We start from the raw sequence: 18,956 nt of genomic DNA on the forward strand, positions 1-18,956 counted from the left end.
ATATTCTAACATATTTGTGTATTCCATAAGTTTAGACAATTCTTCGTTTCTGCATTCTTGTTCAAAATTTCTTTTTACATTTTCATTATTTAATTCTGTAAGTATAATTATTAAAACTAAAGAATTTAATACAATAAATAGATTTATCATGAATAATTTTATGAAGATATTTAAATGACTTATAAAAAAATTGGATATAAATAGAGTACCATTACAATAGTAGAAATTATAGTACTTATATTTAAAACTAAGCTAAGCATTTTTTTATCAGTCCCTTTAGATACATTGCAGAAACAAAACAAGTTTCATCATTTACAAAATATATAATACGATTTTGTTTATCAATTGAGTTTATGTTAGTTATGTTTACCAAATATGATTTATGAGCTTTATAAAAACATGAGTTTAATTCAACCTCAAAATCTTTCAATTTTCCATAAAACTCAAATTGTCCATTATTTGTATGGAGCCTCAATTTATGAGTTATAGTTGTTGTTTCAAAAAATAACATGTCGCATAAAGAGAAATTAGTTATTCTATTTCCTAAATTTATCGCTATAGTTACTTTTTCTTTAGTATTATTTTTGTTGTAATCATTACATGATTCTAAAATACACTCATTAATTTTATTCTTAATACTTTTAATATCACCTTTTAAAATATAATCTAAAGCTTGTACTTTATATTTGAAAGTTAAAAGAGACATCTCAGAATGTGCTGTAATAAAAACAATATATCCTTTTGAATCATACTTTCTTATAATCTTAGCAAGTTCTATTCCTGATATTTGATCTTTTAGGTCTACATCAAGAAAATAAATAAAGATTCTCTCTTTATTGCTTTTTACATAAGCAATGACTTCTTCATATTTTCTTGTTGATAATTCTATTTCTAAATCAATTTTCAAATTTATTAATTCATCTTTTATAATGTTTTCAATTTGTTTTTTTTGATGTTCATTATCTTCACAAATTATGATACCAAGCATTGTATACCCTCCTAAAGTTATTTCAACACTGATTATTACATATTGTAACATAATAATCCGAATTATGCAGTCCTATTGGTCAAGATATTATCATAAGCATATCTCTCCTTCGTTCGAGAAGATCATATTCCATTATCTTTTATATAAAATTAAAATAATTATTCAACAATAAGTAAATTATGTAATATTTTAAGTTGTACTAAAAATGTTCTTAACATCCGACTCGCCACGCACTCTCGTGACTTCAGTCATGAGTTAGTGGCGGACGCATATGTCGAAAAAAATATAGATAAATCGTTATACATGATTATTTTATTTATAAACATATGTTATTATAAATATATCAAATAAAAAAACGGAGTAATAACATGTGAGTAAAATATATCATGGTAGAGGGGATGTTTATTCCATTCAAATCACAGGCTCTAAGGAGTTTTCGTGAATGCTCTGGTAAACAAAGGAGAAAATACTTATGGTAAAACTCATCGCAACAGATATGGATGGTACCTTATTAAATGACAATGGAAATATAAATGAAAAAATATTTGATTTAATACATATGTTTAATGAAAAGGATATAAAATTTGCAGCAGCAAGTGGCAGATTTTACTCTCAACTAAGCAAAAATTTTGAAAAGGTCAATACAGATATGATATTTATTGCTCATAATGGAGCCCTTGTTAAGTATAATAATAAGGGTAAGACGTTGTATTCAAGCAGTATTGATAGAGAAGAAATAGACTCTGTGGTGAATTTAAATCCAAAGCTAGGAGAGGAATTATTTTTAGCTGGAGAAAATGAGGCATATATAGTAAATCCATCAGAAGATATGTTGAATAACTTTACATCTTTTGAGGTGCCTGTGGTAATATTAAAATCTTTTAGCGAAATAAAAAATCCAATATATAAGATTACTTATTATATGACTGATGGAGTTAAACCATCTATAGTGGATTATATAAAGGGGAATTTGAGTGATAAGCTTGAATTTGTTGTATCCGGCGACAAGTGGATAGATATAATGAACAAAGGTATAAGCAAAGGAAAGGCTATAAATATGATTCAAGAAAAATTTAAAATAAATCAAAAGAACACAATGGTTTTTGGGGATTATTATAATGATTTGACTATGTTTAAAGCAGCACATTATAGTTATGCAATGAAGAATGCTCCAGAAGATGTGAAAAAACATGCTAACTTTATTGCAGGAAGCAATAATGAAGATGGCGTTTATAATGTAATAGCTTCTTTGTAGAAATAAATGCTTTTTATACAATTAGTTAATGAGTTTAAAACAAAGCATAGCCTTTCCTAATAATGGGAGAGGCTATTTTTGGCTGACTCTGTAAGTTATTCGTGGAAGTTCTAGAAATCTCTTTGGATCGTCATTACGCAAAAATTATATGTTTCAATCTATTTACTTATAATCAAGACAATGGTAAAATTACATTAAACGATGTTTAATATAATTACAGTGATTAATAAAACATTAACTATTGGAGGGATTATGGGAATAACAGAAAGAAGACAATTAGAAAAAGAGATCATAAGAAAAAAAATAATAGATGCCACAAATGATATATTAGTGGAAGAAGGCTATGAAAATTTATCTATTCGTAAGATTGCTAGTAGGATTGAGTATTCTCCAGGTATTATTTATCACTATTTTAAGGATAAGGCTGAAATAGTGTCTTTTGTTGTAGCGGAAGGGTATGGAAACATATTAAAAATTATAAGTGAGATTCCTATAGATACTGAAAACCCAGATAAGACAATAGTAAATGGGATGAGGTCTTATATTGAACTTATGCTAGAAAATCCACAGCAATTTAGGGTTGTTTTAATGAATGATATTGAAACTATACAAGAAAAGGTAAATATGCTGCAGGAGGGTATTTCAAAGGAAAGAAAAAGTATACAAGGGCTTTGTAAGTTAGTAGAGTTGGCGATCAGAAAAAACATTTTCAGAAAAATGGATATTGAGCTTACTGCACAAATAATATGGACATCTACTCATGGGCTTGTTTCTAGATTAATATTAGAAAAAAATATTACTAAGCAACAAAAAGAGAGACTTATAAATCATCATTTTGAAATTCTTATTAATGGATTATTAAGAGTAGTCACGGAAACTAATATGTAAAACTTAATTATGTATAGAGTCATTATAGTGCTATAAATTTTATGTTCAGAGAGCAGTTAGGAATAAAAATAGGTATAGCAAACAAGCCTACACGATGCAGGAATTTTCAGAAAAAAGTACTTAATTGTCAAACAGCTACTCTAATAAATTTAAAATACTAAAACCTGAAACTTTAAGTCTTGCATCTAGATGAATATTAATTCCAGCAATCATAGTCATAAATGAATAACGTTTTTTACCATGTATTCGTAAAGTATGAATTTTATAATCATTTAGAATACGATTGTTTATACGTTCTGAGCAGGTTCTAGTTTTATAAATAGTTTTCCATTGTTTTGAGCCGCGAGGCACAGGAGTAAACAACCGCAAATCCCATGATGGTTTAGTGTAGATTACTCGCCCATAAGGTGAAGGTGAGCACTGTTCACAGCAAGAGCAACTAGCAACCTTTTTTAAAACTAAAGGGCAACGCCATTTAAGGCGTGAACGACTTTTTTCATAACCGTTATAGACCATTTCATGGCCACCAATACAGATAGGAAATCCTTTTTCATTAATATCTAGAGTAACTGGATATTTTGAATTTCCTTTGTTTTTGGAGTTCAGATCAATAAAGGGATTAATGTTCCATTTAGAACATAATTCATATGTAGGGTAGTTATCATTAGCTGAGTCAAGAACATAATTTGATATAGTGAACTGCGGTAACAGTTCTCTAAATTCAGCTAATGCTACTATTCCAGTGACACTGTCGTGTCTGCTTGCCTCTACAAATCGTAGATAAATAGGTAGATCTATCTTATATTTTTTATTATAGACAGATAAAGCATAGAGAGTGTAGCCATAAAACCAACGATTTTCATGGCTGTCCCAACCCCAATTAGCATTTATGTCAGAAAGTCTACGAGGGCATTTGCAATCGTAAATTCCATTTTCACGGCAGTCACAAACTTTAGAACCATAGTAAGAAGACTTACAGTGAACACAAGTACCATCGCCGCCAACTGTAAGGTTATCTTTTTCTATTAAGTTAAGATTAAAAGAGGGTTCTACAGCAACTAATGAGAATATTTTTTGAAGCAGCCTTTCGGCTCTTAGGGAAAATGAGCGACCAGCTTCAAAAAAATCTGAAATTCTCTTAACAACACCAGTTTTTTTATTAGGAAGCTTTTTATTTTTCCCGGGTGCCTTAATTTTAGAGGGTTTCTTCTTATACGAATATATTTTTTTTAGGTTTACCCTGTCGGTAGACAGATTTGAAAGCCATAATCTAGAGATAAAATCATAATGAGCACCAAGTGATGGGACATTATTTTTAGTGCAGCCTATACAGGTTGCAAGTAACTCACAGGCATGAATCTTTTTAACCCAGTTGGTAATGCTTGTTTCCTTTTGAAAAAGCATTAAAGAAAATGAACGAAATATCTCAGGTTGAAGAGTTGCAGGTCTACCAATATTAGAATAATAAGGTTTTAATATCTCTCTAAGAATATCTAAGTCTAAGCAATACAACTTAGAGATAGAAGGTTCAAGTTCTATAATTTTTTTAGGAAAAGCTTTGTAGAAACATGAGAGATTTAAAATAATAAATTGCTGATAATCAGCATGAGAGCTCCAATTTTTAAGCATAAAATAATCCTCCTATTAAAACATGTCTTTAAGAGGAGGACCGCAAAATTTTACAGGCTTGTCAAGTGTTTTATGCAAAAAAAGTGGGGGAATCAACAAAAATTAATGATACTAAAAATGAGTAATCACAGGAGCTAAGGAGTTTCCGTGAAAGCTCATTAAAATAAAGGGGGGGGCAAGTATGAAAACAGTTATTATTTATGCATCTAAGCATGGTTGCACAGAAAAATGTAGCAATATTTTAAAAGGTAAGCTACATGGTGAAGTGAAAATTGTAGATATAAAAAAGGAAAGTATGCCGGAAATGATTTTGTTTGATAACATTATTATCGGCGGATCAATCTACATGGGGAGAATTCAAAAGGAGGTAAATTCGTTTTGTTTAAAAAATATTAGTGCATTAAAAAAGAAGAAACTTGGATTTTTTATTTGTTGTATGAGTGAAAATGAGATGGCAGAAAAACAGATACACACATCTTTTCCCGAAGAATTGTTAACAGATGCAATTGCAACACAATACTTCGGAGGAGAGTTCATATTTAAAAAAATGAATGTCCTTGAAAGATTTATTATTAAGAAGATTAGTAAAACTAATAAGGATACATCAACGCTTTCAAAGGAAAATATTAATAAATTTGCACAGGTAATAAACAATGGTTAAGTTGAGGGAGGGTGGGATTAAATGAAGAAAATTTTAAAAGTTACAGTATCTATATCCATTCTCCTATTTTTAATTGCTATAGTCGGAGTGCTTTTTGTTACTCGTGGGCTCGAATCGGGTATCAATCTAGTCGTTAATGATGTGAATTTGTCATCATTAAGTGATGGAATGTACAATGGGAAATATAATGCTGGAAGATGGTCTAATGAGATGAATATAATAATTAAAGAACATAAAATTATTAAAATAGATGTGGTAAAGGATGTTTTTTTCTCAAAACCAGAGGTTACAAAAGCCCTGCTAAGTAAGGTTCTAGAAAAACAAAATACTAATGTAGATGTTATTTCAGGGGCAACAGTAACTTCCAAAGCATATTTAAAGGCTATTGAAAATTCATTAAAGTAAAAAAACAATGCAACATTTCATACCTTTTGGTAAGTTATATTACAAAAAAATGTGTACTTGTTCTATGTTTTTTAATGGCGTATACTTTCAAGTAGAAATGTATTTAATATAATGCTAAGGAGTGTGAAAATTTAATGATTACTATAGTCGCAAAAAATTCAATTAAACAAGCCAAAGTAGAAGAATTCAAGCGTTTAGCAGAAAAACTTATAAAAGAAAGCAGAAAAGAAAAAGGAAATATATCGTACAATTTATATCAAGACGCTAACAAATGTAATGTATTAACATTTATAGAAGAGTGGGAAAATGAAGATGTAATTAAGAGTCATAACATCTCAGAACATTTCACTAGCATTGTTCCCCAATTTGAAGATTTACAAGAAAGTCAGTCAGAGGTTAATTTATATAAATTGATATAACAAAATATTTTATTCGGAGAATAAAATTAGGAGGTAGAATAAATGAAAGTTGTAGCTATTAATGGTAGTCCCAATAAAGAAGGAAATACTTATCATGCAATAAAAATGGTTGCAAATGAACTTGAAAAAGAAGGAATAGAAACGGAAATCATTCATGTAGGTGGCAAGTCAATTAGGGGATGTACTGCTTGTAATCAATGTGCAAAAAATAAAAATGAAAAATGTGTGCTTCCAGGTGATGATGTTAACGAGTGGATTCAAAAAATGAATGGAGCAGATGGAATAATTTTAGGATCTCCTGTACACTACGCATCAATTGGAGGAACTATGAAATCATTTCTAGATAGAGCTTTCTATGTTGCGGGTAATAATGAAGGAATGCTAAGACATAAAGTTGGTGTTTCCGTTATTGCTGTAAGGCGTTCTGGTGGAATTCCAACTTTTAATCAGATAAACAATTATATTAATTATTCGGAAATGTTAATGCCAACTTCGAATTATTGGAATGTTATTCACGGTACAAGCCCCGGTGAGGCATTACAAGATGAAGAAGGGGTGCAAATTATGAGAGTGCTTGGGAAGAATATGGCATGGCTTATGAAATTAGTTGAAAATGGAAAAGAAAATATTAAAGCGCCAGAAAGAGAAGAAAAAATATTCATGAACTTTATTCGCTAATAGAGTGTTCTATAAGATGGAAAAGAACTGCTTAATTTAAATTGAGCAGTTCTTTTCCATTTTGTTTACAGAATTAGATCTATTACTCCATTTACTAATTTTGAAGTTGTTTTAATATATTGAAGTTTTAAAAATCAAAAGTATAGAATAAAAACTACCTTTCTAGGATAATATAATCTTAGAAAGGGGAGTTTTTAATGCCAAATAAAGCTACAAAAATGAATATACAGCATGATTTAAATAAAAAACATAATAAGCCTGGAATTGTGGATGCAGAAGGCGAACCAGTCAATAATAAACCAATAAAAGAAGCTAAAAAAACATTTCGTTAAAAAAAGGGCCTTAGGGCTCTTTTGCATTGTAAAATTACTTAGTAGGTTGATCTCCTCTAAAACCATAATTAGTTGAAATCGTTCTTCCAATACTATTAACCTTGCCGGTTATGCATCCACGACAATGAGCGGGAGTATCCCCAGTACATATTTTACCTGGGTACAGTGCATAATGCTTTCTGTATTCGCCTTCTGTAACATTAGGCATAACTACATTGGCGCCGCTTTGCAGAGCCATTAGTCTTCCATTTTTGTTTAAGGACTCCATAGCAGTTGTCGCAGGTATGTTAATGTCTGGTAGGAGCAAACGTGTTATTGCCATAACTTTAAGGGCCATAGTTAGCTCCTTACCCTTGGCAGTTGCAAGTGGGGTGTCTTCATTTGGAATAAAAGGACCTATGCCTAGCATGTCAGCATTTATTTCTTTGAAAAATAATATATCATTCGCATAGGACTCTATAGTTTGGTTTGGGAGACCAACCATAACACCAGTTCCAACTTCATAGCCTAATTCTTTTAATATCGTTAAGCAATTCAGTCTGTTTTCGTGGCTCATGCCTGGGTCTATATCTTCATATAGGTTTTTATCCGTTGTCTCAATTCTTAAAAGATACCTATCAGCACCAGCGTCTCTAAAAGCTTTATATTCATCATAAGTTTTTTCACCTATACTTAAAGTTAGAGCTAAATCTAAAGCCTTTATTCCCTTTATTATTCTGATAATTCTATCTCTTGTGTAATAATCATCTTCACCACCTTGAAGTACTATAGTTTTATAGCCAAATGACTTAGCTTTAGTGGCAAAGTCTAAAATTTGTTCCTGCGTTAATCTGTATCTAACTAAATTTTTATTATCTCGTCTTAGTCCGCAGTAATGACAATTTCTTTTGCATATATTCGTAAATTCAATAAGTCCTCTAAGATGAACTTCATCCCCTAAATATTTTTTTCGAACTTCATCAGCTGCATTAAATAGTTCTTGGTCTATATCATTGCAACTCAAAAGAGCAATGATTTCTTCTTTACACAATTTATGCTCTGTTTTTGCCATGTTTATTATTTCTAATAATTTCATCATTATCGGTTATCTCCTTATATTTATTATTGTAGTTATCTAGAATATAAAATAATTATAAATTATTGTGTCACTAACATATAGTGTTAAGACTATCATAATATTATAAATAATATATGTAAATATAAAATAAGAAAACATATTAATAAATTTAGACCATACTAGTTAAATAAGAATTATTATTAATACGATTTAGTAGTTATTGTAAAAAGACAGCATCTAATATTATTGACTTAAGAAAAGAAAGGTGCTACTATAAAAATAAGTTTAATTATATGCAATTTAAGTTAAAAAACAAGAATAAAGGAGAGGTTATTTATGAATAAAGTTGAGATTTATACAAGCAATGCTTGTGGATTTTGTCATATGGCTAAGGAGTTTTTCGAAGAAAATAATATTGTATATATAGAGCATAATATTTCTGAAAATTTAGAAGCAAAAAAAGCGCTTATAAAAAAAGGCTATAGGTCTGTACCGGTAATAGATATAAATGGAGAAGAAATGGTTGGGTTTGATAAGGAAAAAGTAGTTGCTAAACTAGGCCTATAAAAGTAATAAAATATATATGTTACAAAAAGAAGCTGATAGGCTTCTTTTTTTGTAGCAATTACTTCTAGGGGAGATGACAATTATCAATTGTTATTATTTCACTTATAAAAGTATGGGATTTACTTATAAAATGTTGCTAAACATCTAAAAACAAATAAAAGTGTTGACATGTACAATTTTAACTGATAGAATAGTAAATGTAGTCACTTGTTGACGAATGTATAACGTAAATTGGTCTTTGAAAATTAAACAGAGAAATAGGTAAAGATAGCGAAATAATATTTCGTTAAACCAGTTAATTACTTTAGTATAAAGTAAAATTTAGTCATAAGACTAAAAGTATGTAATGAGCTTGCGTAACAACTTAACAGTTGTCGCAGATTAATCATTTCAACTAAAAAAGTGTAAACTTTTAAATTGAGAGTTTGATCCTGGCTCAGGACGAACGCTGGCGGCGTGCCTAACACATGCAAGTCGAGCGATGAAACCTTTCGGGGTGGATTAGCGGCGGACGGGTGAGTAACACGTGGGTAACCTGCCTCAAAGAGGGGAATAGCCTCCCGAAAGGGAGATTAATACCGCATAATATGTTTTGGTCGCATGATCGAAACATCAAAGGATTTTTCTTCGGAAAATTCCACTTTGAGATGGACCCGCGGCGCATTAGCTAGTTGGTGAGGTAACGGCTCACCAAGGCGACGATGCGTAGCCGACCTGAGAGGGTGATCGGCCACATTGGAACTGAGACACGGTCCAGACTCCTACGGGAGGCAGCAGTGGGGAATATTGCGCAATGGGGGAAACCCTGACGCAGCAACGCCGCGTGAATGATGAAGGCCTTCGGGTTGTAAAGTTCTGTCTTCTGGGACGATAATGACGGTACCAGAGGAGGAAGCCACGGCTAACTACGTGCCAGCAGCCGCGGTAATACGTAGGTGGCAAGCGTTGTCCGGATTTACTGGGCGTAAAGGATGCGTAGGCGGACATTTAAGTCAGATGTGAAATACCCGAGCTTAACTTGGGTGCTGCATTTGAAACTGGGTGTCTAGAGTGCAGGAGAGGTAAGTGGAATTCCTAGTGTAGCGGTGAAATGCGTAGAGATTAGGAAGAACACCAGTGGCGAAGGCGACTTACTGGACTGTAACTGACGCTGAGGCATGAAAGCGTGGGGAGCAAACAGGATTAGATACCCTGGTAGTCCACGCCGTAAACGATGAATACTAGGTGTCGGGGGTCGAACCTCGGTGCCGCCGTTAACACATTAAGTATTCCGCCTGGGGAGTACGATCGCAAGATTAAAACTCAAAGGAATTGACGGGGGCCCGCACAAGCAGCGGAGCATGTGGTTTAATTCGAAGCAACGCGAAGAACCTTACCTAGACTTGACATCCCCTGCATAACCCAGAGATGGGCGAAGTCCTTCGGGACAGGGTGACAGGTGGTGCATGGTTGTCGTCAGCTCGTGTCGTGAGATGTTGGGTTAAGTCCCGCAACGAGCGCAACCCTTATCATTAGTTGCTACCATTAAGTTGAGCACTCTAGTGAGACTGCCCGGGTTAACCGGGAGGAAGGTGGGGATGACGTCAAATCATCATGCCCCTTATGTCTAGGGCTACACACGTGCTACAATGGTGAGTACAAAGAGATGCAAGACCGCAAGGTGGAGCCAAACTCAAAAACTCATCCCAGTTCGGATTGTAGGCTGCAACTCGCCTACATGAAGCCGGAGTTGCTAGTAATCGCGAATCAGCATGTCGCGGTGAATACGTTCCCGGGCCTTGTACACACCGCCCGTCACACCATGAGAGTTGGTAACACCCGAAGTCCGTGAGGTAACCGTAAGGAGCCAGCGGCCGAAGGTGGGATTGATGATTGGGGTGAAGTCGTAACAAGGTAGCCGTAGGAGAACCTGCGGCTGGATCACCTCCTTTCTAGGGAGTAGATGTATTGATTTCGGTCGATGCAATAGAAGAATGTTAATTTGTTCTTCAAAAATATCTATTGTAATTAATCGTACCTAATTCTCTGTTTAATTTTGAGAGACTAATAGTCTAAAAATGTAATGAACAATTATAAAAGCGCTATTTGGTGTTTATAGTTGCTCATTACATTTTTTTGATTAGGTTAATAATATGTAATGAGTACACGAAGTATAACTTTAACACTTATATGAAAAAAACATAAAAAAGCAAACTTTCACAAGATAGTGGAAGTTTGCTTTTTTATGTTTAATAAATACTCAAAATAGATTCATTAGTAATCAAGGGTTAAATTGCCTACGGAAGTAGCTACTGTCTTTGAAGTTAACCACTCATTTGTTGCAGTACTATCATAAAAATACAAGGCTCCTTTAGTTGGGTCTGTTCCTTTTGAAGCTTCAGATGCTGCTGTGAACTTTGAACCCTATTTACGGCTACAGCTCCAGGTGTACTCTTCGTAATGCTTTGTAGAGTGCCTTGTGGTGCTAACTTGTCCACTTGATGGGATGCTTGAAATTGTAAATGCGTCCCTAGGGTAAATAGTATCGTTCCATTTATCATTTGCACTAATACTAATTTAAAAAATTTTACTTAAAAACATATAATTAATGTATTTTTGTAAATACTATATGTAGAATAGTTAGAAAATACAATAAATGTTTAGATATCAAAATAAGCAAAAGGAGATGTTATTTTGGGTAACGATAAGAATAGAGAAGTGAGAAAAGAAAAGCAAAGTGAGGATAAAAAAACTTTTACGAGTGAAGTTCAAGAATTCCATAAACCAGAGGATTATGAAGATGCTTTTAAAGGATACTATCCAAAACAAAAATAAGTCATAATATTTTTAAGTTTCAATAAAATGGAAAATAAGTTTTTAAGGTAAAATAAAACAATATATATTTTAGATTAAAGAATCAAGATCTTAGAGCTTGATTCTTTAATTTTTAATAGTTTATAAATAAATTCTTAATTGCTGGGTTACTTATAATAAGTTTATGTAGGGAAAACCCGATAAAAGAATTAATCACTGAAGTAGGAAGCACTATGGATACGAAGAGGATTAAAAAAGGTGCAGGTAAAGCAAATAGAATAAGAGCTGAACCAAGAAAAATACTTCCACTTATTATAGTTCCAAGAAAATAAATGCACCCTAATTTAAGAGGAGAATTAGGATTGAGATACTTATATAACCCGTATATAAGTATTGAAGTTATAACCTTATCTATAATGTTAGGAAGTTGGCCGCCTGGAAAAGTCGTAGATAAGGCACCTAAAATACCTGCTACTATTCCTGTAATAATGGTTATCTTAAGATCTTTAGTTAATGTTAGGGACAAAATCATAAATACTAATAAAAAATCTGGTTTCATTCCTAAAAAGATACCTGGAACAATTTGATGCAATATAAGACCGATTGCAAGTAATAGAGACGTTATTATTAGTTTATTTGTTTTCATAAAAAAAGCTCCTTTTCAAAATAATTTAGAGTTAAATCATCACCTACGGTGTTGCACAGCTTCGAAGAAGATGAATTGAAGACTTCAGAACGAGATTTATACTCCCTATACAGTTTTATTTTTGTTATAGTATAGAACGCCCACTCATAGGAGTGGGATACTTTCCTTCTGAAATGTCGTTAAATGGTTTATTATTATTTTAAAAGCAAATATCTTTCAGAACATCAAATTAACCACCACCTTTACTTTATTATTTAAAATAAAAAAAACCTTCGCCCTGTATTAGGGCGAAGGATATTCGCTGTACCGCCTAAATTATGCTACAAAAAAACTAAACATATCTTATAATTCGAGCACTGAAATGCTCTAGCCCTTTTAACAGTGGGCGTCCGGTAACTACTACTCTCAAAATTTGATTTCGGGTTACTTCTAGCAGGTCCATTCATTAAAGTTATCAATACTGAGATTACACTATCCTCAGCTCTCTGAATTTGCATGACTTTAACTACTATTCCTGTTCAACGAATTTATTATTATAATAATAGCATTAAAATTATTAAATGTAAACAATTTTTTCATTAAGAATTATTTACATTTGATAAGAAACGACTAAGATATGTAAATGATTTTACATAAAGAGAAGACTTCAACAATATTTCTATTGTTGAAATCTTCTCTTTTATAAATCTGTTTTATTGAAATTCTAAAGTACTATTATCAAGCCAAGTCCACTCAGGTTTAAAAACTCTTACATCCTCTAAAAGTTGATTGAAAGCCAAATCTGCTTGTTTTGCCTCTAATAGTATATCTAAGTCTATTCCTAAAGGAATACATTTTTCAATAAACTCGATGAATGATGCTGCATCAATGTTATCAGCATGCTTTTTATCTTTTTCACTAGTTTTTGGGCTTGAAAAATGTACTTTTGGTGCTAAAGGCTCACCTTCCCAAGTAGAAAATATATCTTTCAACATAGGTTCTAGTTCATCACCACCGTTGTTGCAGTTATGATGATGTACATCTAGTACCATAGGCACATTTATTTCTTTGCATATGTTTAATACTTCTTTAGTAGTAAAGCTTTTATCATCATTTTCAAATACTAATAACTCAGTTATTTCCTTTGGTAAGTTATTGAAATTCTTAAAGAATCTTTCTGTAGCAGCGAGCTTTCCGCCTTCTTTACCACCAATGTGTAATACCATTTTTCCTAAGGGATAGTTAATATCCTTAAAAAGATTGGCGTGGAATTGTAGATTTTTTGCAGTAGCTTTTATTACTTCTTCCTTAGAACTATTTATGACATTAGATTCATCAGGATGAGTATCTACTCTTAAATTGTTGTTGTTAATAAAATTTCCAAGCCATTCAAAATCCATTTTTAAAATTCTTCTAAATTCCCAATCTGTAACTTCAGGATGAGTTGCTAAAGGGATTAAAGCAGAAGTTATTCTATAAAAATGGACATTGTTTTTTACAACGTATTCTAGAATTTTATGCAAATCATTAACGTTTGATACAGCTACCTTTTGTAGCTTTTCAAGCTTATCTCTAGCCGTCGATTGTTTGGTATATGTAGAAAAAGTTACTGTGCTAGCAGAAGTTATCTTTGCTGACTTTAAGGCAGTAGCCACGTAGCCTAATCTTATTTGCATAATATCACTCCTCATATAATATAGTTATAAATTTGAATATAAATTAAAACATCTCTACTAACCGATATTTTTTAATATATTTTAATAAGCATAATTTTATAGCAATAAAAGTACAATAGCGAAGATAATTTACTATTGTAAAAACGTATTAAGTAAAGGTTTAAAAATTTGCTAATGAGATAAATCCCATATTTCAAAAGTTATAAACAATATTTAAACGTTCCTTAAAAACATCTTATTAAATAAATATAATATCTGAATAGATTTAATAATAAACTCAAATTTAATCATATCACATAATCATAGTGTATGTAAAACAATATAAACTATGATTTAATAAATATTTGTATATTTTAGAGAATTTCATTATAAAAAAGATAAAAACACAAATGTAAGAGAATTTATTTTATGAAATTTTAAAATTATGGTTTTTTATAAAAAGCATATAAAACACTAAGCTAAATGAAAAAAGATAACACTTTGTTTAAAAGATAACATACTTTCATTTTGGCATAAATTAATAATGATGAAAAAAATTTGATGTTATTTAGAATAAAACCCATATATATAATCGTTTTCAGAGAATTTTAAAGTATTGTAGGAGACTAATTGATACTAAAGCATAATAGAATGGTAAAAAAATCATAAAAACTATTTACAACTATCATAAAATTGTGATATAATTAACATGCAAACAAGAACCCAAACATTTATAAGTAAGATCTGAAGATTTAGTGATGAATTGAAGAGTTAACTCATTAAAAAAAATTAATTAATCAGATAAACTTTAAAAGCCAATCTTGAGGAGTTTATTACAACTAATATACAAAAAAAGCAGCAGTACATGAAAGTGAACTACTGCTTTTTGAATTATACAATTAATTGTAGTAATTATCATCTCTTTTTTATGTTATAATTTATTCTTTATTGGAAGTCCAATCCTTATAGTTGTCCCCATTTTAGGTTTGCTTTCTACTATAATGGAGCCGTTATGTTCACCAATAATCCATTTCGCAATAGATAAGCCAAGGCCTGTTCCGCCACTTTCTTTTGCTCTTGATTTATCACATCTATAAAATCTATTAAAAATATAGGGGAGATCTTCTTTAAAAATACCTATTCCCGTATCTATAATTTCAATTACTAAATTATTTTTTCTAATATAGCTATTTAACTTAATACTTCCACCACTTTGAGTATACTTTATGCTATTATCAATGAAAATTCGTAATGCTTGTTTTAATAATTTTTTATCTGCATAAATAATTACAGTTTCATTAATATCAGTTGTAATTTCATGATGGCCATCAATTAGTTTTGTTTCTTTTACGATTTCAAATACTAATTGATCGAAATAAAATTCTTGTTTGGAAAGTCTTTGAGTATTTTTGTCACTTCTTGCAAGGAAGAGAAGTTTTTCTACTAATTGCTGCATATTTTCAGACTCGCTTTTAATAGCGATTATAGATTCGTCGAGTACCGCTTTGTCATCTTTTCCCCAACGGGACAACATATTTGCATAGCCTTTTATAACGGCTATGGGAGTTCTGAGTTCATGGGAGGCGTCTGATACAAATTGATTTTGCATTTCATAGGAAATTTGAATGCGATCCAACATTTCATTAAAGTTTTCGGCTAGCTGTTTTAACTCATCGTGAGAATTGCTAACGTTTAGCCTCTTTTCCAAGGCATTAATTGAAATAGATTTTGTGGTTTCTGTCATATTTTTTATAGGCAGAAGCATTTTTTTACTTGATTTAGAGCCAATACCTAATGTAATAATTAAAGAGAATATATTTATTATGAAAATAATAAATGCAAAAACATCCCAATATTTGTTTTCATTTTCTAGATTTTTAGAAAGTTGAAGGAAAAATATTTTATTGTTCTGGTCTAACTTAGTAGTAACAAAAACAAGTTGTTGATTTGTTTCATTTGTAGCTGGGTTAGGTGAGCTATCTTTATTAAAATATACATTTTTTTTATCCTTTTCAGTAGTTAAAAGAAGACTTTCTTTTTCATCAAAAATACTGAAGGTTACATATTTTATATTAGAAAAAATATCAACATTAATGTCCTGAGGGTCTTTGTTTAATTTAGCATATTTAATAGCTACTGCACTATATTTAGTAAGTTCACCCTTAGCTTCATTCAATAGATAGAATCTAAAGCCTATAATTAAACCAACACTTAAAAGTAACAGTGTAATAGAAAAAATGAGAGTATAGACTGCAGTCATCTTAAAACTAATTGAAAATCTTAGCAGTTTATGTATTATGCGAGATAATTTTTTCAATAATGTTGGCATAAACAAAAGGATTATTCTAATTAACTTAAAAATTAACCGTAATGATTGTAATAAGAGCTTAAGGATAGATTTTAAATTATTCATCTTTTAAAACATATCCCACCCCTCGCACCGTATGAATAAACTTCAAGTTAAACTTATCATCTATTTTACTTCTTAAATATCTAATATATACATCTACTACATTAGTATCACCCATATATTCATATCCCCATACAATATCTATGATTTTATTTCTTGTAAGAACAATATTTTTATTATCCATTAGGTACTTAAGTAAATCAAATTCTGTCTTAGTTAGTTCTATAGAGTTATCCTTAAATGTAACCACATGTTGATCTAAGTCTATGGTCAATTCTCCAATAGACAATATATTTCTGCTTTCATTGAATACAAGTGTTTTTTTTAATGCTGTTCTTATTCTTGCAAGTAATTCTTCAATAGCGAAAGGCTTAGTCATATAGTCATCGGCACCTATGTCAAGGCCCATAACTTTATCCATTATTTCATCTTTCGCAGTAAGCATTATAATAGGAACTGAGGACACTTGCCTAAGTCTTCTTAATACCTCAAGGCCATTTAAGGAAGGCAACATAACATCAAGGATTACGAGATCAAAAAAATCATTAATGGCCTTATCTAAACCCTCACGTCCGTCATGACATTGCTCAACAATATAACCCTCATACTTTAATTCTAACTCAAGAAACCGTGCTATTTTTATTTCATCCTCAATTATTAAAATCTTTTGCCCACTCATATATAGACTGTACCTCCAAAATATATTATATTAATAGCTTTATTATATATTATTTCATATATAATTACAGACAATTAACTACATATTTTAAATTTTTTAAAAAACCTACATTGATAAAGTGTAGGTTTTTAGTATTTTATTTTCGTGTGCCTTATTCAGTTTTCATTTCTTCGGTAATTTTTGTAGTCACCTTATTAACAGCAACAGACATCTTATCAAAAATCTTGTTTGCTTCTGAATCTTCATTGTTTTTCTTTTGAATTCTTATTTTATGATTAGTTGCTAAGGCTAATATTAATGCTCCAATTACTAGGGGGAAAGCTACTATAGTTATTATAATGGCTAGTGTTACACAGATATTTAATACTACAGCATCATCTTTTTTAACTATTAGCTTTGTTTCATTGGCTTTTTTAATAAGATTTTTTACCTCTTTAAAAAAAATGCTTTCACTGCAAGGATTCTCCTCCGCTTTAATTTTGTTTTGCTTTTCAAGATATACTAAAGCTTCAATAAGGTCTCCGGCACTTTGCTCTAAGGCGTTTTTAGCATCCTCATAACTTACATTAGCTCTTTTTCTTAATTCATCAATTTGTTCTAAATTTATTGACATTTTAATTCCTCCTCGTTTTTATTTGTTTTCTATGTTTTCATTATAAGATTGGAGGATTAAAGATTTATTAGTAGAACGTTAAAATTACATTAGAAATTTAAATTTTAGGTCTTGATTTTAGAATAACATTGAAAATTGGTGTAAAATATTAATATCAGTATATATTTTAAGAATGGAGTGATAAACATATGATTACGCTGACAGAGCAACAAGCACAAAGTATAGTGGATAGAATGATGAATGTAATACCATATAACGTAAATATAATGAATGATAAGGGAATGATTATTGGAAGTGGAGATAAAAATAGACTTTATAAGTTGCATGAGGGAGCTATGGAAGCTATATCTAATAAAAAGATGATTGCAATTTCAGAAGGTGGATTATGTACAAAACCAGGAGTAAATACGCCAATAATTTTTCAAGACAAAATCATTGGCGTTATAGGGATTACAGGTGTACCAAAGGAGGTTCGCCCTTTTGTTGAGTTGGTTAGAATAACTGCGGAACTTCTAGTAAATCAGGAGTACGTTTTATGTCAAAGAAAAATTAATGAACAGCTAAAAGAGGAGTTTTTATATGAATTAATTTATCTAAACAATGACTATAGTCAGGATTTTAAAGAAAGAGGAGATTCTTTGGGAATTGATGTATCTATTCCAAGGGTAGCTGTGGTTTTAACTTTTAGAGAGGACTACATGGGGAAAGTAAAGAGTAAATTAATGAATTTTTTAAGGAATGATGAATTTTATTTGAAATTAAATCCATCTACTATAGTAACTTTTATGTATTACGATAGTTTTGTTACTAAGAGATTAGAAAGGTTCTTATGCAAAGAAGAGGACTGTTGCTTTCAAATAGGAATAGGATATAGTGAAAATATTTTCGGTACATCATTTAAGCAAGCAACGAAGGCACTTGGAATTGGGAAAAAAATTGAAAGCAAAAGAAAAATTTATTTATACAAAGATATAGCCTTTATTTCATTGTTATCAAGTTTTAAAGGAAATAATGATATGAAAAAAATAATCGAGAATTTAGAAGCTGAGAATCAATTAAACTTACTATCGACATTAAGTACTTATATAAATATGAATGGACAAGTAAATAAAAGTTCTGAGGAACTTCATATTCATAGAAATACATTGAATTATAGGTTAGATAAAGTTGAAGAAGTTACTGGGAAAAACCCAAAAAACTTTATTGACTTGTTCCAATTATATACTGCGTATATCTTATCCAAACTATAATTGTTCATATGCACAAAAATTATAGTTTGATTATTAAACAAATGCCTAATGT

General features: G+C 31.0%; 18 protein-coding genes, 1 rRNA gene, 1 pseudogene and 1 other annotated feature. Of the genes and pseudogenes, 11 read left to right on the forward strand and 9 right to left on the reverse strand.

Annotated elements, in window-relative coordinates; all coding sequences use genetic code 11:
- Positions 1-247 precede the first annotated feature (247 nt).
- On the reverse strand, positions 248-988 hold the full coding sequence (locus tag ACWJKS_RS07610; RefSeq protein ID WP_216304038.1) for a LytR/AlgR family response regulator transcription factor: 741 nt from the start codon (positions 986-988) through the stop codon (positions 248-250).
- 472 nt (positions 989-1,460) lie between these two features.
- On the opposite strand from ACWJKS_RS07610, the gene ACWJKS_RS07615 reads away from it, so the two are divergent.
- Positions 1,461-2,243, forward strand: coding sequence for an HAD family hydrolase (locus tag ACWJKS_RS07615; RefSeq protein WP_216304037.1), 783 nt, complete (start codon positions 1,461-1,463; stop codon positions 2,241-2,243).
- A gap of 252 nt (positions 2,244-2,495) precedes the next feature.
- Positions 2,496-3,131, forward strand: coding sequence for a TetR/AcrR family transcriptional regulator (locus tag ACWJKS_RS07620; protein WP_462960871.1), 636 nt, complete (start codon positions 2,496-2,498; stop codon positions 3,129-3,131).
- A 135-nt stretch (positions 3,132-3,266) separates the two neighbouring features.
- Here ACWJKS_RS07620 and ACWJKS_RS07625 read toward each other — a convergent pair whose 3' ends face one another.
- Positions 3,267-4,760 (reverse strand): hypothetical protein, encoded by a 1,494-nt coding sequence (locus ACWJKS_RS07625; protein ID WP_462959674.1) that lies wholly within the window; start codon positions 4,758-4,760, stop codon positions 3,267-3,269.
- A 181-nt stretch (positions 4,761-4,941) separates the two neighbouring features.
- On the opposite strand from ACWJKS_RS07625, the gene ACWJKS_RS07630 reads away from it, so the two are divergent.
- The 5 genes from ACWJKS_RS07630 to ACWJKS_RS07650 all read left to right on the forward strand — a co-directional run bounded on the left by ACWJKS_RS07630 (position 4,942) and on the right by ACWJKS_RS07650 (position 7,255).
- On the forward strand, positions 4,942-5,421 hold the full coding sequence (locus ACWJKS_RS07630; RefSeq protein ID WP_216304035.1) for a flavodoxin domain-containing protein: 480 nt from the start codon (positions 4,942-4,944) through the stop codon (positions 5,419-5,421).
- A 21-nt stretch (positions 5,422-5,442) separates the two neighbouring features.
- Positions 5,443-5,826, forward strand: a complete 384-nt coding sequence (locus ACWJKS_RS07635) for an FMN-binding protein (RefSeq protein ID WP_216304034.1) — start codon at positions 5,443-5,445, stop codon at positions 5,824-5,826.
- Between the two features lie 134 nt (positions 5,827-5,960).
- Positions 5,961-6,245: a putative quinol monooxygenase gene (locus tag ACWJKS_RS07640; RefSeq protein ID WP_216304033.1), complete on the forward strand. Its 285-nt coding sequence runs from the start codon at positions 5,961-5,963 to the stop codon at positions 6,243-6,245.
- Positions 6,246-6,287: 42 nt separating this feature from the next.
- The gene (locus tag ACWJKS_RS07645) at positions 6,288-6,923 is read left to right on the forward strand and encodes a flavodoxin family protein (RefSeq protein ID WP_216304032.1); all 636 of its coding nucleotides are present in this window, start codon (positions 6,288-6,290) and stop codon (positions 6,921-6,923) included.
- A gap of 197 nt (positions 6,924-7,120) precedes the next feature.
- Positions 7,121-7,255, forward strand: a complete 135-nt coding sequence (locus ACWJKS_RS07650; RefSeq protein ID WP_258280693.1) for a hypothetical protein — start codon at positions 7,121-7,123, stop codon at positions 7,253-7,255.
- 34 nt (positions 7,256-7,289) lie between these two features.
- Here ACWJKS_RS07650 and hydE read toward each other — a convergent pair whose 3' ends face one another.
- Entirely contained in the window at positions 7,290-8,333 is a 1,044-nt protein-coding gene (gene hydE, locus ACWJKS_RS07655) for a [FeFe] hydrogenase H-cluster radical SAM maturase HydE (RefSeq protein WP_216304031.1), read from the reverse strand.
- Positions 8,334-8,648: 315 nt separating this feature from the next.
- Here hydE and ACWJKS_RS07660 point away from each other — a divergent pair, with 315 nt between their 5' ends.
- Together ACWJKS_RS07660 and ACWJKS_RS07665 are read left to right on the forward strand one after the other, a co-directional pair.
- Entirely contained in the window at positions 8,649-8,879 is a 231-nt protein-coding gene (locus ACWJKS_RS07660; RefSeq protein WP_165414326.1) for a glutaredoxin family protein, read from the forward strand.
- 413 nt (positions 8,880-9,292) lie between these two features.
- A 16S ribosomal RNA gene (locus ACWJKS_RS07665) occupies positions 9,293-10,810 on the forward strand.
- A gap of 322 nt (positions 10,811-11,132) precedes the next feature.
- On the opposite strand, the pseudogene ACWJKS_RS07670 reads toward ACWJKS_RS07665, so the two are convergent.
- A pseudogene (locus ACWJKS_RS07670) lies at positions 11,133-11,261 on the reverse strand (peptidoglycan-binding protein); the annotation flags it as partial.
- A gap of 291 nt (positions 11,262-11,552) precedes the next feature.
- Here ACWJKS_RS07670 and ACWJKS_RS07675 point away from each other — a divergent pair.
- A complete protein-coding gene (locus ACWJKS_RS07675) occupies positions 11,553-11,693 on the forward strand; it encodes a hypothetical protein (protein WP_216304289.1) in 141 nt (46 codons plus the stop codon).
- Positions 11,694-11,805: 112 nt separating this feature from the next.
- On the opposite strand, the gene ACWJKS_RS07680 is transcribed toward ACWJKS_RS07675, so the two are convergent.
- The 5 genes from ACWJKS_RS07680 to ACWJKS_RS07700 all read right to left on the reverse strand — a co-directional run bounded on the left by ACWJKS_RS07680 (position 11,806) and on the right by ACWJKS_RS07700 (position 17,654).
- Positions 11,806-12,318, reverse strand: a complete 513-nt coding sequence (locus ACWJKS_RS07680) for a tryptophan transporter (RefSeq protein WP_216304290.1) — start codon at positions 12,316-12,318, stop codon at positions 11,806-11,808.
- Positions 12,319-12,598: 280 nt separating this feature from the next.
- Positions 12,599-12,849, reverse strand: a binding site (T-box leader).
- A gap of 161 nt (positions 12,850-13,010) precedes the next feature.
- Positions 13,011-13,973, reverse strand: coding sequence for a UV DNA damage repair endonuclease UvsE (gene uvsE / locus ACWJKS_RS07685; RefSeq protein WP_216304291.1), 963 nt, complete (start codon positions 13,971-13,973; stop codon positions 13,011-13,013).
- A 910-nt stretch (positions 13,974-14,883) separates the two neighbouring features.
- Entirely contained in the window at positions 14,884-16,365 is a 1,482-nt protein-coding gene (locus tag ACWJKS_RS07690) for a HAMP domain-containing sensor histidine kinase (RefSeq protein ID WP_462960872.1), read from the reverse strand.
- Complete coding sequence (locus tag ACWJKS_RS07695) at positions 16,358-17,041, reverse strand: response regulator transcription factor (protein WP_216304293.1); 684 nt, start codon at positions 17,039-17,041, stop codon at positions 16,358-16,360. Before ACWJKS_RS07695 ends, ACWJKS_RS07690 begins: the two co-directional genes overlap by 8 nt.
- Positions 17,042-17,192: 151 nt before the next feature.
- Positions 17,193-17,654, reverse strand: coding sequence for a DUF4342 domain-containing protein (locus ACWJKS_RS07700; RefSeq protein WP_216304294.1), 462 nt, complete (start codon positions 17,652-17,654; stop codon positions 17,193-17,195).
- 188 nt (positions 17,655-17,842) lie between these two features.
- Here ACWJKS_RS07700 and ACWJKS_RS07705 point away from each other — a divergent pair, with 188 nt between their 5' ends.
- On the forward strand, positions 17,843-18,904 hold the full coding sequence (locus ACWJKS_RS07705) for a CdaR family transcriptional regulator (protein ID WP_216304295.1): 1,062 nt from the start codon (positions 17,843-17,845) through the stop codon (positions 18,902-18,904).
- The last annotated feature ends 52 nt before the right edge of the window (positions 18,905-18,956 follow it).

It is taken from the genome of Clostridium sp. CM038, assembly GCF_055081105.1.

Bases quoted from the DNA above. Each gene is read 5' to 3' on its own strand.
- ACWJKS_RS07610 (WP_216304038.1), bottom strand. From the start codon at position 988: ATGCTTGGTATCATAATTTGTGAAGATAATGAACATCAAAAAAAACAA.
- ACWJKS_RS07615 (WP_216304037.1), top strand. From the start codon at position 1,461: ATGGTAAAACTCATCGCAACAGATATGGATGGTACCTTATTAAATGAC.
- ACWJKS_RS07620 (WP_462960871.1), top strand. From the start codon at position 2,496: ATGGGAATAACAGAAAGAAGACAATTAGAAAAAGAGATCATAAGAAAA.
- ACWJKS_RS07625 (WP_462959674.1), bottom strand. From the start codon at position 4,760: ATGCTTAAAAATTGGAGCTCTCATGCTGATTATCAGCAATTTATTATT.
- ACWJKS_RS07630 (WP_216304035.1), top strand. From the start codon at position 4,942: ATGAAAACAGTTATTATTTATGCATCTAAGCATGGTTGCACAGAAAAA.
- ACWJKS_RS07635 (WP_216304034.1), top strand. From the start codon at position 5,443: ATGAAGAAAATTTTAAAAGTTACAGTATCTATATCCATTCTCCTATTT.
- ACWJKS_RS07640 (WP_216304033.1), top strand. From the start codon at position 5,961: ATGATTACTATAGTCGCAAAAAATTCAATTAAACAAGCCAAAGTAGAA.
- ACWJKS_RS07645 (WP_216304032.1), top strand. From the start codon at position 6,288: ATGAAAGTTGTAGCTATTAATGGTAGTCCCAATAAAGAAGGAAATACT.
- ACWJKS_RS07650 (WP_258280693.1), top strand. From the start codon at position 7,121: ATGCCAAATAAAGCTACAAAAATGAATATACAGCATGATTTAAATAAA.
- hydE (WP_216304031.1), bottom strand. From the start codon at position 8,333: ATGATGAAATTATTAGAAATAATAAACATGGCAAAAACAGAGCATAAA.
- ACWJKS_RS07660 (WP_165414326.1), top strand. From the start codon at position 8,649: ATGAATAAAGTTGAGATTTATACAAGCAATGCTTGTGGATTTTGTCAT.
- ACWJKS_RS07680 (WP_216304290.1), bottom strand. From the start codon at position 12,318: ATGAAAACAAATAAACTAATAATAACGTCTCTATTACTTGCAATCGGT.
- uvsE (WP_216304291.1), bottom strand. From the start codon at position 13,973: ATGCAAATAAGATTAGGCTACGTGGCTACTGCCTTAAAGTCAGCAAAG.
- ACWJKS_RS07690 (WP_462960872.1), bottom strand. From the start codon at position 16,365: ATGAATAATTTAAAATCTATCCTTAAGCTCTTATTACAATCATTACGG.
- ACWJKS_RS07695 (WP_216304293.1), bottom strand. From the start codon at position 17,041: ATGAGTGGGCAAAAGATTTTAATAATTGAGGATGAAATAAAAATAGCA.
- ACWJKS_RS07700 (WP_216304294.1), bottom strand. From the start codon at position 17,654: ATGTCAATAAATTTAGAACAAATTGATGAATTAAGAAAAAGAGCTAAT.
- ACWJKS_RS07705 (WP_216304295.1), top strand. From the start codon at position 17,843: ATGATTACGCTGACAGAGCAACAAGCACAAAGTATAGTGGATAGAATG.